This is a genomic window from Streptomyces sp. NPDC037288 (assembly GCF_055603265.1).
In genome coordinates, this window is sequence record NZ_JBVJVY010000008.1 from 136,578 (window position 1) to 151,025 (window position 14,448).

The following is a 14,448-nucleotide window of genomic DNA, read 5'->3' on the forward strand; positions in this document are numbered from 1 at the left end:
GGAGGCCGAGGCTCTATGGCGAGGCCCGACAAGGCTGCCGCGGTTGCGGAGCTGACGGACAAGTTCCGCAGCTCCAACGCCGCCGTGCTGACCGAGTACCGCGGTCTCACCGTGGCGCAGCTCAAGACGCTGCGCCGGTCGCTCGGTGAGAACGCCCAGTACGCCGTGGTGAAGAACACGCTGACCAAGATTGCGGCCAACGAGGCCGGGATCACGCTGGACGACCAGCTCTTCGCTGGTCCGACGGCCGTCGCCTTCGTCACCGGTGACCCGGTGGAGTCGGCGAAGGGTCTGCGTGACTTCGCCAAGGAAAACCCGAATCTCGTCATCAAGGGCGGTGTCCTTGACGGCAAGGCGCTGTCCGCCGACGAGATCAAGAAGCTTGCGGACCTCGAGTCCCGCGAGGTTCTGCTCAGCAAGCTGGCCGGTGCCTTCAAGGCGAAGCAGTCCCAGGCTGCCTCCGTCTTCCAGGCGCTGCCGTCGAAGCTCGTCCGCACCGTGGACGCGCTGCGCGCCAAGCAGGCCGAGCAGGGCGGTGCCGAGTAATTCGGCTCGCTTTCTGATCCTGGCCGCATGACGCGGCGAGGGTCTCAGCGGGCCGACGTACGCCCGCCTTACCCAGTACATCCGGCACCTGCCGATTGAGTGGAAGGACCGCCATCATGGCGAAGCTCACCCAGGACGAGCTGCTTGCCCAGTTCGAGGAGATGACCCTCATCGAGCTCTCCGAGTTCGTGAAGGCCTTCGAGGACAAGTTCGACGTCACCGCTGCCGCTGCTGCCCCGGTCGTCATGGCCGGCGGTGTCGCCGGTGGCGCTGCCGCCGAGGCCGAGGAGGAGAAGGACGAGTTCGACGTCATCCTCACCGGCGCCGGCGACAAGAAGATCCAGGTCATCAAGGTCGTGCGTGAGCTGACCTCGCTGGGTCTGAAGGAGGCCAAGGACCTCGTCGACGGCACCCCGAAGCCGGTCCTCGAGAAGGTCAACAAGGAAGCCGCCGACAAGGCCGCCGAGGCCCTCAAGGGCGCCGGCGCCTCCGTCGAGGTCAAGTAAGACCTCTCGGGTCCCCAGGACTCGAACGCGCGCTGAGCGCGGCCCCGTGGCGCCCTGAAAAGTGCCCCGCAGGGCTGTAACGCGAACGCACCGAAGAGCGATCATCCATCCGGGTGGTCGCTCTTCGGCGTATCCGGAGGACCGACCACGGTTGCCTTGCACTCGCGACGGCGAGGGGTATGGTGATCTTCGTCGTGTCTCCGGCCAGTCTCGTTTGGACTGAGGGGCCTTGACGAACCGCACGCAGCGCGCAATTCTCAGGACGCGTCGTCACAAGGATCCGAATCCGAGGCATGGATCGACGGCGAAGAGGGCAGTATCAACGTGCGTTGAGGGCAGGCATGCCGAGGGCGTTGACAAGAGCGGTGAGGACAGCGAGGGTCTCGACAAACCCGCACTGGACATCAGTGTGCCGAGTGGCTACACTGACCCTTTGCGCTGCCTGTTAGCTGTCCCCTGCCCGTCACCAGGGGTCTGCCCTCACTCGAGCATCGATGACAAAAGCCACTTTGACCTGGGCTTTCTGTCTCTGTGTGCGGGAGAGGGGCCGGCACGCGCGTAGTGAGTCCGAGCCCTCGGAAGGACCCCCTCTTGGCCGCCTCGCGCAATGCCTCGACCGCGAATACGAACAACGGCGCCAGCACCGCCCCGCTGCGCATCTCCTTTGCAAAGATCAAGGAGCCTCTCGAGGTTCCGAACCTGCTCGCGCTGCAGACCGAGAGCTTCGACTGGCTGCTCGGCAACACCGCCTGGCAGAGTCGGGTCGAGGAGGCTCTGGAGAACGGTCAGGACGTCCCCACCAAGTCCGGTCTGGAGGAGATCTTCGAGGAGATCTCCCCGATCGAGGACTTCTCCGGGTCGATGTCCCTGACGTTCCGGGACCACCGCTTCGAGCCGCCGAAGAACTCCATCGACGAGTGCAAGGAGCGCGACTTCACGTACGCCGCCCCGCTCTTCGTCACCGCCGAGTTCACCAACAACGAGACCGGTGAGATCAAGTCCCAGACGGTCTTCATGGGCGACTTCCCGCTCATGACGAACAAGGGCACCTTCGTCATCAACGGCACCGAGCGTGTCGTGGTGTCTCAGCTGGTCCGTTCCCCCGGTGTCTACTTCGACTCCAGCATCGACAAGACGTCCGACAAGGACATCTTCTCCGCCAAGATCATCCCGTCCCGGGGTGCCTGGCTGGAGATGGAGATCGACAAGCGCGACATGGTCGGTGTCCGCATCGACCGCAAGCGCAAGCAGTCGGTCACCGTGCTGCTCAAGGCGCTCGGCTGGACGACCGAGCAGATCCTCGAGGAGTTCGGCGAGTACGAGTCCATGCGCGCCACCCTGGAGAAGGACCACACCCAGGGCCAGGACGACGCGCTGCTCGACATCTACCGCAAGCTGCGCCCGGGCGAGCCCCCCACGCGTGAGGCCGCACAGACGCTGCTGGAGAACCTCTACTTCAACCCCAAGCGCTACGACCTCGCCAAGGTCGGCCGCTACAAGGTGAACAAGAAGCTCGGTGCGGACGAGCCGCTGGACGCCGGTGTGCTCACCACCGACGACATCATCGCCACCATCAAGTACCTGGTGAAGCTGCACGCCGGCGAGACCGAGACGATCGGTGAGTCCGGTCGCTCGATCATGGTCGAGACCGACGACATCGACCACTTCGGCAACCGTCGTATCCGCAGCGTCGGCGAGCTGATCCAGAACCAGGTCCGCACGGGTCTCGCCCGTATGGAGCGTGTCGTGCGCGAGCGCATGACCACGCAGGACGTCGAGGCGATCACGCCGCAGACCCTGATCAACATCCGGCCGGTCGTCGCCTCCATCAAGGAGTTCTTCGGCACCAGCCAGCTGTCCCAGTTCATGGACCAGAACAACCCGCTGTCGGGGCTGACGCACAAGCGTCGTCTGAACGCCCTCGGCCCGGGTGGTCTCTCCCGTGAGCGGGCCGGCTTCGAGGTCCGTGACGTGCACCCCTCGCACTACGGCCGCATGTGCCCGATCGAGACGCCGGAAGGCCCGAACATCGGTCTGATCGGTTCGCTCGCCTCCTACGGCCGGGTCAACGCGTTCGGTTTCATCGAGACGCCGTACCGCAAGGTCGTCGACGGCCAGGTCACCGACGAGGTCGACTACCTGACCGCCGACGAGGAGGACCGCTTCGTCATCGCGCAGGCCAACGCGCCGCTGACCGACGAGATGCGGTTCGCCGAGGCCCGCGTGCTGGTCCGCCGCCGTGGCGGCGAGGTCGACTACGTCGGCGGCGAGGACGTGGACTACATGGACGTCTCGCCGCGCCAGATGGTGTCGGTCGCGACCGCCATGATCCCCTTCCTCGAGCACGACGACGCGAACCGTGCCCTCATGGGCGCGAACATGATGCGTCAGGCCGTGCCGCTGATTAAGTCCGAGGCACCGCTCGTCGGCACCGGCATGGAGTACCGCTCCGCGGTCGACGCCGGCGACGTGGTCAAGGCCGAGAAGGACGGTGTGGTCCAGGAGGTCTCCGCGGACTACATCACCACCGCCAACGACGACGGCACGTACATCACGTACCGCCTGGCCAAGTTCTCCCGGTCCAACCAGGGCACCTCGGTCAACCAGAAGGTCATCGTCAACGAGGGCGACCGCGTCATCACCGGCCAGGTGCTGGCCGACGGCCCGGCCACCCAGAACGGCGAGATGGCCCTCGGCAAGAACCTGCTCGTGGCGTTCATGCCGTGGGAGGGTCACAACTACGAGGACGCGATCATCCTGTCGCAGCGCCTCGTGCAGGACGACGTCCTCTCCTCGATCCACATCGAGGAGCACGAGGTCGACGCCCGTGACACCAAGCTCGGCCCCGAGGAGATCACCCGGGACATCCCGAACGTCTCCGAGGAGGTCCTCGCCGACCTCGACGAGCGCGGCATCATCCGCATCGGTGCCGAGGTCATCGCCGGTGACATCCTCGTCGGCAAGGTGACCCCGAAGGGTGAGACGGAGCTGACCCCCGAGGAGCGCCTGCTGCGCGCGATCTTCGGTGAGAAGGCCCGTGAGGTCCGTGACACCTCGCTGAAGGTGCCGCACGGCGAGACCGGCAAGGTCATCGGCGTGCGCGTCTTCGACCGCGAGGAGGGCGACGAGCTGCCGCCGGGCGTGAACCAGCTGGTCCGCGTCTACGTCGCGCAGAAGCGCAAGATCACCGATGGTGACAAGCTCGCCGGCCGCCACGGCAACAAGGGTGTCATCTCGAAGATCCTTCCCATCGAGGACATGCCGTTCCTCGAGGACGGAACTCCGGTCGACATCATCCTCAACCCGCTGGGTGTGCCGTCCCGAATGAACCCGGGACAGGTCCTGGAGATCCACCTCGGCTGGCTCGCCAGCCGCGGCTGGGACGTCTCCGGCCTCGCGGACGAGTGGGCCCAGCGCCTGCAGGTCATCGGCGCCGACCAGGTCGCCCCGCGCACCAACGTCGCGACCCCGGTCTTCGACGGTGCCCGCGAGGACGAGCTGGCGGGTCTGCTGCAGCACACCATCCCGAACCGCGACGGCGAGCGCATGGTCCTCCCGTCCGGCAAGGCGCGGCTGTTCGACGGCCGTAGCGGTGAGCCGTTCCCGGACCCGATCTCGGTCGGCTACATGTACATCCTGAAGCTGCACCACCTGGTCGACGACAAGCTGCACGCCCGCTCGACCGGTCCGTACTCGATGATCACCCAGCAGCCGCTGGGTGGTAAGGCCCAGTTCGGTGGCCAGCGGTTCGGTGAGATGGAGGTGTGGGCCCTCGAGGCCTACGGCGCCGCGTACGCCCTCCAGGAGCTGCTGACCATCAAGTCCGACGACGTCACCGGCCGCGTGAAGGTCTACGAGGCCATCGTCAAGGGCGAGAACATCCCCGAGCCCGGCATCCCCGAGTCCTTCAAGGTGCTCATCAAGGAGATGCAGTCGCTCTGCCTGAACGTGGAGGTGCTGTCCAGCGACGGTATGTCCATCGAGATGCGCGACACCGACGAGGACGTCTTCCGCGCTGCGGAGGAGCTCGGTATCGACCTGTCCCGGCGCGAGCCGAGCAGCGTCGAAGAGGTCTGACGGGAGTCCGGCGGGGCCCTGACCCACAAGGGCCCCGCCGACCCCCAGGCCCCCGTTTCAGACCACAGACTTTCAACCCTGAGAGGGATTGACGCATAGTGCTCGACGTCAACTTCTTCGACGAGCTCCGGATCGGTCTGGCCACCGCTGACGACATCCGCCAGTGGAGCCACGGCGAGGTCAAGAAGCCGGAGACCATCAACTACCGCACCCTGAAGCCGGAAAAGGACGGGCTCTTCTGCGAGAAGATCTTCGGTCCGACCCGGGACTGGGAGTGCTACTGCGGCAAGTACAAGCGCGTCCGCTTCAAGGGCATCATCTGCGAGCGCTGTGGCGTCGAGGTCACGCGCGCCAAGGTGCGCCGTGAGCGGATGGGCCACATCGAGCTGGCCGCGCCCGTCACGCACATCTGGTACTTCAAGGGTGTCCCGTCGCGCCTCGGCTACCTGCTGGACCTGGCGCCGAAGGACCTCGAGAAGGTCATCTACTTCGCCGCGTACATGATCACGTACGTCGACGAGGAGCGCCGTACCCGCGACCTGCCCTCCCTGGAGGCGCACGTCTCGGTCGAGCGCCAGCAGATCGAGAACCGCCGGGACGCCGACCTGGAGGCCCGTGCCAAGAAGCTCGAGACCGACCTGGCCGAGCTGGAGGCCGAGGGCGCCAAGGCCGACGTGCGCCGCAAGGTGCGCGAGGGTGCCGAGCGCGAGATGAAGCAGCTGCGCGACCGTGCGCAGCGCGAGATCGACCGTCTCGACGAGGTGTGGACCCGGTTCAAGAACCTCAAGGTCCAGGACCTCGAGGGCGACGAGCTGCTCTACCGCGAGCTGCGTGACCGCTTCGGCACCTACTTCGACGGCTCGATGGGTGCCGCGGCGCTGCAGAAGCGCCTGGAGTCCTTCGACCTCGAGGAGGAGGCCGAGCGTCTCCGCGAGATCATCCGCACCGGCAAGGGCCAGAAGAAGACCCGCGCCCTGAAGCGGCTGAAGGTCGTCTCCGCGTTCCTGCAGACCTCCAACAGCCCCAAGGGCATGGTCCTGGACTGCGTCCCGGTCATCCCGCCGGACCTGCGTCCGATGGTGCAGCTGGACGGTGGCCGCTTCGCGACCTCCGACCTGAACGACCTGTACCGCCGTGTGATCAACCGCAACAACCGCCTGAAGCGGCTTCTCGACCTCGGCGCGCCCGAGATCATCGTGAACAACGAGAAGCGCATGCTCCAGGAGGCCGTCGACGCGCTCTTCGACAACGGCCGTCGGGGTCGCCCGGTGACGGGCCCCGGCAACCGCCCGCTGAAGTCCCTCAGCGACATGCTGAAGGGTAAGCAGGGTCGATTCCGTCAGAACCTGCTCGGTAAGCGTGTCGACTACTCGGCGCGTTCCGTCATCGTCGTCGGCCCGCAGCTGAAGCTGCACCAGTGCGGTCTGCCCAAGGCCATGGCGCTGGAGCTGTTCAAGCCGTTCGTGATGAAGCGCCTGGTCGACCTGAACCACGCGCAGAACATCAAGAGCGCCAAGCGGATGGTGGAGCGCGGCCGTACGGTCGTGTACGACGTCCTCGAAGAGGTCATCGCCGAGCACCCGGTCCTGCTGAACCGTGCGCCCACCCTGCACCGCCTCGGCATCCAGGCCTTCGAGCCGCAGCTGGTCGAGGGCAAGGCCATCCAGATCCACCCGCTCGTCTGCACCGCGTTCAACGCGGACTTCGACGGTGACCAGATGGCCGTGCACCTGCCGCTGTCCGCGGAGGCGCAGGCCGAGGCCCGCATCCTGATGCTGTCCTCGAACAACATCCTCAAGCCGGCCGACGGCCGCCCGGTGACGATGCCGACCCAGGACATGGTCCTCGGTCTGTTCTTCCTCACCACCGACGGCGAGCTGCGTGACACCAAGGGCGAGGGCCGGTCCTTCGGCTCCACGGCCGAGGCGATCATGGCGTTCGACGCCGGCGAGCTGGCGCTGCAGTCGGCGATCGACATCCGCTTCCCGGTGGGCACCATCCCGCCGCGCGGCTGGACCCCGCCGGCGCGCGAGGAGGGCGAGCCCGAGTGGCAGCAGGGTGACACCTTCCGCCTGCGGACGACCCTGGGCCGTGCGCTCTTCAACGAGCTGCTGCCCGAGGACTACCCGTTCGTGGACTACTCGGTGGGCAAGAAGCAGCTCTCCGAGATCGTCAACGACCTCGCCGAGCGCTACCCGAAGGTCATCGTGGCGGCGACGCTCGACAACCTGAAGGCGTCCGGCTTCTACTGGGCCACCCGTTCCGGCGTCACCGTCGCCATCTCCGACGTCGTCGTCCCCGAGGCGAAGAAGGAGATCGTCCGCGGCTACGAGGCGCAGGACGAGAAGGTCCAGAAGCAGTACGAGCGCGGTCTGATCACCAAGGAAGAGCGCACTCAGGAGCTCATCGCGATCTGGACCAAGGCGACCAACGAGGTCGCCGAGGCGATGAACGAGAACTTCCCCAAGACCAACCCCATCTTCATGATGGTTGACTCGGGTGCCCGAGGAAACATGATGCAGATGCGGCAGATCGCCGGTATGCGCGGTCTGGTGTCGAACGCGAAGAACGAGACGATCCCGCGTCCGATCAAGGCGAGCTTCCGTGAAGGCCTCTCCGTGCTGGAGTACTTCATCTCCACGCACGGTGCCCGTAAGGGTCTGGCGGACACCGCCCTTCGTACCGCCGACTCGGGTTACCTGACCCGGCGTCTGGTGGACGTCTCGCAGGACGTCATCATCCGCGAGGAGGACTGCGGCACCGAGCGCGGCCTCAAGCTGGCGATCGCCGAGCGCGGCGAGGGCGGTGTCCTGCGCAAGACGGACAACGTCGAGACGTCCGTGTACGCGCGCTGCCTCGCCGAGGACATCGTGGTCGACGGCAGGGTGCTGGCCCCGGCCGGTACCGACCTGGGCGACGTGCTCATCGACGAGCTGGTCAGGAACGGCGTCGCGGAGGTCAAGACCCGCTCGGTCCTGACCTGTGAGTCCGCCGTCGGCACCTGCGCGATGTGCTACGGCCGTTCGCTGGCCACCGGCAAGCTGGTCGACATCGGTGAGGCGGTCGGCATCATCGCCGCCCAGTCCATCGGTGAGCCCGGTACCCAGCTGACGATGCGTACCTTCCACACCGGTGGTGTGGCCGGTGACGACATCACCCAGGGTCTGCCGCGTGTCGTCGAGCTCTTCGAGGCCCGTACCCCGAAGGGTGTCGCCCCGATCTCCGAGGCCTCCGGCCGCGTGCGCATCGAGGAGACCGAGAAGACCAAGAAGCTCGTGGTCACCCCGGACGACGGCAGCGACGAGACGGCGTACCCGATCTCCAAGCGTGCCAAGGTCCTGGTCAGCGAGGGCGAGCACGTCGAGGTCGGCCAGCAGCTCACCGTGGGTGCCACCAACCCGCACGACGTGCTGCGCATCCTGGGTCAGCGTGCCGTCCAGGTCCACCTGGTCGGCGAGGTCCAGAAGGTGTACAACTCGCAGGGTGTGTCGATCCACGACAAGCACATCGAGATCATCATCCGGCAGATGCTGCGCCGCGTGACGATCATCGAGTCGGGCGACGCCGAGCTGCTGCCCGGCGAGCTGGTCGAGCGCTCGAAGTTCGAGACCGAGAACCGTCGTGTGGTCCAGGAGGGCGGTCACCCGGCCTCCGGTCGTCCGCAGCTGATGGGTATCACCAAGGCCTCGCTGGCGACGGAGTCCTGGCTGTCGGCCGCCTCCTTCCAGGAGACGACCCGAGTTCTGACGGACGCGGCGATCAACGCCAAGTCCGACAGCCTCATCGGCCTCAAGGAGAACGTCATCATCGGTAAGCTCATCCCGGCCGGTACGGGTCTGTCCCGCTACCGCAACATCCGGGTCGAGCCGACCGAGGAGGCCAAGGCCGCGATGTACTCGGCCGTCGGCTACGACGACATCGACTACTCGCCGTTCGGCACCGGCTCCGGCCAGGCCGTTCCGCTGGAGGACTACGACTACGGTCCGTACAACCAGTAAGAATGAGTTGAAGGGCGGCCACTCCCACAGGGGGTGGCCGCCCTTCGGCGTAGAGCTCGTGACGGGATCAGCCGGGCGTCAGCCCTCGACCCAGCCGTGGCTCTTGCCGAGCTGTACCAGCTGCCGGCGGACCTGGGTGATCTGTTCCCCGGTCATCCAGGGGGCCGAGGTCAGCAGGAGTTCCGTCACCTCGGAGTTGTACTCCGCGACACTGAGCACATCGCACGTGGGATCTTCAGCGTCCTCGAGTCCGGCGGTGAAGGCCTGCACGGACGGAGGCACCCGGAGCCGCGCCGGCGGAGGTATCACGGGTGTCTGTGCCCTGTCGGCAAGCCGGACGGAAGACGCCTTGGGACCGCGGTCGCCGTCCTCGATCTCGAACTCGACCCACGTCCCGGAACGCAGGGAGGACTCCGGTATCAGGAGATCGTTCGCGTGCAGGAAGACGTCCTCCCCGCCGTGCTCAGGAGCGATGAAACCGTAGCCCCGCACCCCGTCGAACCGGAGAACCTTACCGACAGCCATCCGAACCCCGTCACCACCTTCTCGGGCCCCTTGCCCGAAACATCTGCGGTGGATCCTAGCCTCGCGGCTCGTCCGGGTTACGTCGTCAGCCTATTCGTTTTGACCCAGCTGGATGAGGTAGGTACGCTCAGACCTTGTGCCTGGGGTGTGCCCTGGCTCGTGTGCGTGCCTTCAGACCGCATGGCGAGCCGCGACCGGCCACCGTAATCTGCGCCCTTTTCGCCTTGCGGCGAGAGTCTGCGGGATTCGACACACCCGACCGCGTGGGTCGGCGAAGTTCCAGGTTAGCTGTACCTATCGGCACACAGAAACCGGAGAAGTAGTGCCTACGATCCAGCAGCTGGTCCGCAAGGGCCGGCAGGACAAGGTCGAGAAGAACAAGACGCCCGCACTCGAGGGTTCCCCTCAGCGTCGCGGCGTCTGCACGCGTGTGTTCACGACCACCCCGAAGAAGCCGAACTCGGCCCTCCGCAAGGTCGCGCGTGTGCGTCTGACCAGCGGCATCGAGGTCACCGCTTACATTCCGGGTGAGGGACACAACCTGCAGGAGCACTCCATCGTGCTCGTGCGCGGCGGCCGTGTGAAGGACCTGCCGGGTGTTCGCTACAAGATCATCCGTGGTTCGCTCGACACCCAGGGTGTCAAGAACCGCAAGCAGGCCCGCAGCCGCTACGGCGCCAAGAAGGAGAAGTAAGAATGCCTCGTAAGGGCCCCGCCCCGAAGCGCCCGGTCATCATCGACCCGGTCTACGGCTCTCCTCTGGTGACCTCCCTGATCAACAAGGTGCTGCTGAACGGCAAGCGCTCGACTGCCGAGCGGATCGTCTACGGCGCCATGGAGGGCCTGCGCGAGAAGACCGGCAACGACCCGGTCATCACGCTCAAGCGCGCTCTCGAGAACATCAAGCCGACCCTCGAGGTCAAGTCCCGCCGTGTCGGTGGCGCCACCTACCAGGTCCCGGTCGAGGTCAAGCCCGGCCGTGCCAACACCCTGGCGCTGCGCTGGCTGGTCGGTTACTCCCGCGCCCGTCGCGAGAAGACCATGACCGAGCGTCTCCTCAACGAGCTTCTCGACGCCTCCAACGGCCTCGGTGCGGCTGTGAAGAAGCGCGAGGACACCCACAAGATGGCCGAGTCCAACAAGGCCTTCGCGCACTACCGCTGGTAGTCGCTACCCACATCGAGACCGAGAGAAGACTGAAGCCTTATGGCTACCACTTCACTTGACCTGGCCAAGGTGCGCAACATCGGCATCATGGCCCACATCGACGCGGGCAAGACGACCACCACCGAGCGGATCCTGTTCTACACCGGCGTTTCGTACAAGATCGGTGAGGTCCACGACGGCGCTGCCACCATGGACTGGATGGAGCAGGAGCAGGAGCGTGGCATCACGATCACCTCTGCTGCCACCACCTGTCACTGGCCGCTGGAGGACGTCGACCACACCATCAACATCATCGACACGCCGGGCCACGTCGACTTCACCGTCGAGGTGGAGCGTTCCCTGCGTGTGCTCGACGGTGCCGTGACGGTGTTCGACGGCGTCGCCGGCGTTGAGCCCCAGTCCGAGACGGTGTGGCGTCAGGCGGACCGCTACGGCGTTCCGCGTATCTGCTTCGTCAACAAGCTCGACCGCACCGGTGCCGAGTTCCACCGCTGCGTCGACATGATCTCTGACCGCCTGGGCGCTCAGCCGATCGTGATGCAGCTGCCGATCGGTGCCGAGGCCGACTTCAAGGGCGTCATCGACCTGGTGACGATGAAGGCCCTGGTCTGGTCCGCCGAGGCCACCAAGGGCGAGATGTACGACGTCGTCGACATCCCGAGCACGCACACCGAGGCTGCCGAGGAGTACCGCGGCAAGCTGCTCGAGGCCGTGGCCGAGAACGACGAAGAGATCATGGAGCTGTACCTGGAGGGCAACGAGCCCTCCGTGGAGCAGCTGTACGCCGCGATCCGTCGTATCACCATCGCGTCCGGCAAGGGCACCGGCACCACGGTGACCCCGGTGTTCTGCGGCACCGCGTTCAAGAACAAGGGCGTTCAGCCCCTGCTCGACGCGGTCGTGCGCTACCTGCCGTCGCCGGTCGACATCGAGGCCATCGAGGGCCACGACGTCAAGGACCCCGAGGTCGTCGTCAAGCGCAAGCCGTCCGACGACGAGCCGCTGTCCGCGCTGGCGTTCAAGATCATGAGCGACCCGCACCTCGGCAAGCTCACCTTCGTCCGGGTTTACTCGGGCCGCCTGGAGTCCGGCTCTTCGGTGCTGAACTCCGTCAAGGGCAAGAAGGAGCGCATCGGCAAGATCTACCGCATGCACGCCAACAAGCGTGAGGAGATCGAGTCGGTGGGCGCCGGCGACATCGTCGCCGTCATGGGCCTGAAGCAGACCACCACCGGTGAGACGCTGTCCGACGACAAGAACCCGGTCATCCTGGAGTCCATGGACTTCCCGGCGCCGGTCATCCAGGTCGCCATCGAGCCCAAGTCGAAGGGTGACCAGGAGAAGCTGGGCGTCGCGATCCAGCGCCTGGCCGAGGAGGACCCGTCCTTCCAGGTCCACTCGGACGAGGAGACCGGCCAGACCATCATCGGTGGTATGGGCGAGCTGCACCTCGAGGTGCTGGTCGACCGTATGCGCCGTGAGTTCAAGGTCGAGGCCAACGTCGGCAAGCCGCAGGTCGCGTACCGCGAGACGATCCGCAAGGCCGTCGAGCGCGTGGACTACACCCACAAGAAGCAGACCGGTGGTACCGGTCAGTTCGCCAAGGTGCAGATCGCGATCGAGCCCATCGAGGGTGGCGACGCCTCGTACGAGTTCGTGAACAAGGTGACCGGTGGTCGTATCCCGAAGGAGTACATCCCTTCGGTCGACGCCGGTGCGCAGGAGGCCATGCAGTTCGGCATCCTCGCCGGTTACGAGATGACCGGCGTGCGCGTCATCCTGATCGACGGTGGCTACCACGAGGTCGACTCCTCCGAGCTCGCCTTCAAGATCGCCGGTTCGCAGGCCTTCAAGGAGGCCGCGCGCAAGGCTTCGCCCGTGCTGCTCGAGCCGATGATGGCCGTCGAGGTCACCACGCCCGAGGACTACATGGGTGAGGTCATCGGCGACATCAACTCCCGCCGTGGCCAGATCCAGGCCATGGAGGAGCGGGCTGGTGCCCGCGTCGTGAAGGGCCTCGTGCCCCTGTCGGAGATGTTCGGCTACGTCGGCGACCTCCGCAGCAAGACGTCGGGTCGCGCAAGCTACTCGATGCAGTTCGACTCCTACGCCGAGGTTCCGCGGAACGTCGCCGAGGAGATCATCGCGAAGGCCAAGGGCGAGTAACGCACCGCGTTCACACGCTTTAGGCTTGACTCCGGAGCCTCAAGGGGCATTCAGTCGCAATCCCGGATGAATGCCCCGGGTTCCGGGCTTCCCAGCAAAGATCACCTGGCGCCGATGAAGTAAGGCGTACAGAACCACTCCACAGGAGGACCCCAGTGGCGAAGGCGAAGTTCGAGCGGACTAAGCCGCACGTCAACATCGGCACCATCGGTCACATCGACCACGGTAAGACGACCCTCACGGCCGCCATTACCAAGGTGCTGCACGACGCGTACCCGGACCTGAACGAGGCCACCCCGTTCGACAACATCGACAAGGCGCCCGAGGAGCGTCAGCGCGGTATCACCATCTCCATCGCGCACGTCGAGTACCAGACCGAGGCGCGTCACTACGCCCACGTCGACTGCCCGGGTCACGCGGACTACATCAAGAACATGATCACCGGTGCCGCCCAGATGGACGGCGCGATCCTGGTGGTCGCCGCCACCGACGGCCCGATGCCGCAGACCAAGGAGCACGTGCTCCTGGCCCGCCAGGTCGGCGTTCCGTACATCGTCGTCGCCCTGAACAAGGCCGACATGGTGGACGACGAGGAGATCCTGGAGCTCGTCGAGCTCGAGGTCCGTGAGCTCCTCTCCGAGTACGAGTTCCCCGGCGACGACGTTCCGGTCGTCAAGGTCTCCGCTCTCAAGGCCCTCGAGGGCGAGAAGGAGTGGGTGGACTCCGTCCTCAACCTGATGAACGCCGTCGACGAGTCGATCCCGCAGCCGGAGCGCGACGTCGACAAGCCGTTCCTCATGCCGATCGAGGACGTCTTCACGATCACCGGTCGCGGTACGGTCGTCACCGGCCGTATCGAGCGTGGTGTCCTGAAGGTCAACGAGACCGTCGACATCATCGGCATCAAGACCGAGAAGACCACCACCACGGTCACCGGCATCGAGATGTTCCGCAAGCTGCTCGACGAGGGTCAGGCCGGTGAGAACGTCGGTCTGCTGCTCCGCGGCATCAAGCGCGAGGACGTCGAGCGCGGCCAGGTCATCATCAAGCCGGGCTCGGTCACCCCGCACACGGAGTTCGAGGCCCAGGCCTACATCCTGTCCAAGGACGAGGGTGGCCGCCACACGCCGTTCTTCAACAACTACCGTCCGCAGTTCTACTTCCGTACGACGGACGTGACCGGCGTGGTGACCCTCCCCGAGGGCACCGAGATGGTCATGCCGGGTGACAACACCGAGATGAAGGTGGACCTCATCCAGCCCGTCGCCATGGAAGAGGGCCTGAAGTTCGCCATCCGTGAGGGTGGCCGCACCGTGGGCGCCGGCCAGGTCACCAAGATCGTCAAGTAAGTTCGGCTTGCTTGAGGGTCACTGACTGACCTAGGAGAGGCCCGTACGACTTCGGTCGTACGGGCCTCTTCGCTTTTTCCGCGCGGGTCACTGCGTGTTCCGCACCGGCGGATG

General features: G+C 65.8%; 9 protein-coding genes. 8 read left to right on the top strand and 1 reads right to left on the bottom strand.

The features are described 5' to 3' along the window. The first annotated feature begins 15 nt into the window (after window positions 1–15). From rplJ to ACZ7GZ_RS12545, 4 genes are all read left to right on the top strand, one after another. Window positions 16–546 carry a 50S ribosomal protein L10 gene (gene rplJ / locus ACZ7GZ_RS12530; protein ID WP_167991102.1) on the top strand — a complete coding sequence of 177 codons (531 nt, stop codon included), beginning with the start codon at window positions 16–18 and terminating at the stop codon, window positions 544–546. 116 nt (window positions 547–662) lie between these two features. Then, window positions 663–1,052, top strand: coding sequence for a 50S ribosomal protein L7/L12 (rplL, locus tag ACZ7GZ_RS12535; protein WP_471023444.1), 390 nt, complete (start codon window positions 663–665; stop codon window positions 1,050–1,052). Window positions 1,053–1,643: 591 nt separating this feature from the next. Beyond that, entirely contained in the window at window positions 1,644–5,129 is a 3,486-nt protein-coding gene (gene rpoB / locus ACZ7GZ_RS12540; protein WP_471023445.1) for a DNA-directed RNA polymerase subunit beta, read from the top strand. A 98-nt stretch (window positions 5,130–5,227) separates the two neighbouring features. Then, window positions 5,228–9,127 carry a DNA-directed RNA polymerase subunit beta' gene (locus tag ACZ7GZ_RS12545; RefSeq protein ID WP_471023448.1) on the top strand — a complete coding sequence of 1,300 codons (3,900 nt, stop codon included), beginning with the start codon at window positions 5,228–5,230 and terminating at the stop codon, window positions 9,125–9,127. Between the two features lie 78 nt (window positions 9,128–9,205). Here ACZ7GZ_RS12545 and ACZ7GZ_RS12550 read toward each other — a convergent pair whose 3' ends face one another. After that, on the bottom strand, window positions 9,206–9,652 hold the full coding sequence (locus ACZ7GZ_RS12550) for a cold-shock protein (protein WP_471023450.1): 447 nt from the start codon (window positions 9,650–9,652) through the stop codon (window positions 9,206–9,208). Window positions 9,653–9,974: 322 nt separating this feature from the next. Here ACZ7GZ_RS12550 and rpsL point away from each other — a divergent pair, with 322 nt between their 5' ends. From rpsL to tuf, 4 genes are all read left to right on the top strand, one after another. Further along, on the top strand, window positions 9,975–10,346 hold the full coding sequence (rpsL, locus tag ACZ7GZ_RS12555) for a 30S ribosomal protein S12 (RefSeq protein WP_003948652.1): 372 nt from the start codon (window positions 9,975–9,977) through the stop codon (window positions 10,344–10,346). A gap of 2 nt (window positions 10,347–10,348) precedes the next feature. After that, entirely contained in the window at window positions 10,349–10,819 is a 471-nt protein-coding gene (gene rpsG, locus ACZ7GZ_RS12560; protein ID WP_003998848.1) for a 30S ribosomal protein S7, read from the top strand. Between the two features lie 39 nt (window positions 10,820–10,858). Further along, window positions 10,859–12,985, top strand: coding sequence for an elongation factor G (gene fusA, locus ACZ7GZ_RS12565; RefSeq protein ID WP_471023453.1), 2,127 nt, complete (start codon window positions 10,859–10,861; stop codon window positions 12,983–12,985). A gap of 155 nt (window positions 12,986–13,140) precedes the next feature. Continuing rightward, window positions 13,141–14,334: an elongation factor Tu gene (tuf, locus tag ACZ7GZ_RS12570; protein WP_363214371.1), complete on the top strand. Its 1,194-nt coding sequence runs from the start codon at window positions 13,141–13,143 to the stop codon at window positions 14,332–14,334. The last annotated feature ends 114 nt before the right edge of the window (window positions 14,335–14,448 follow it).

Coding starts and splice junctions, on each gene's coding strand:
- rplL (WP_471023444.1), top strand. CDS start 663: ATGGCGAAGCTCACCCAGGACGAGCTGCTTGCCCAGTTCGAGGAGATG.
- fusA (WP_471023453.1), top strand. CDS start 10,859: ATGGCTACCACTTCACTTGACCTGGCCAAGGTGCGCAACATCGGCATC.
- rpsG (WP_003998848.1), top strand. CDS start 10,349: ATGCCTCGTAAGGGCCCCGCCCCGAAGCGCCCGGTCATCATCGACCCG.
- ACZ7GZ_RS12550 (WP_471023450.1), bottom strand. CDS start 9,652: ATGGCTGTCGGTAAGGTTCTCCGGTTCGACGGGGTGCGGGGCTACGGT.
- rplJ (WP_167991102.1), top strand. CDS start 16: ATGGCGAGGCCCGACAAGGCTGCCGCGGTTGCGGAGCTGACGGACAAG.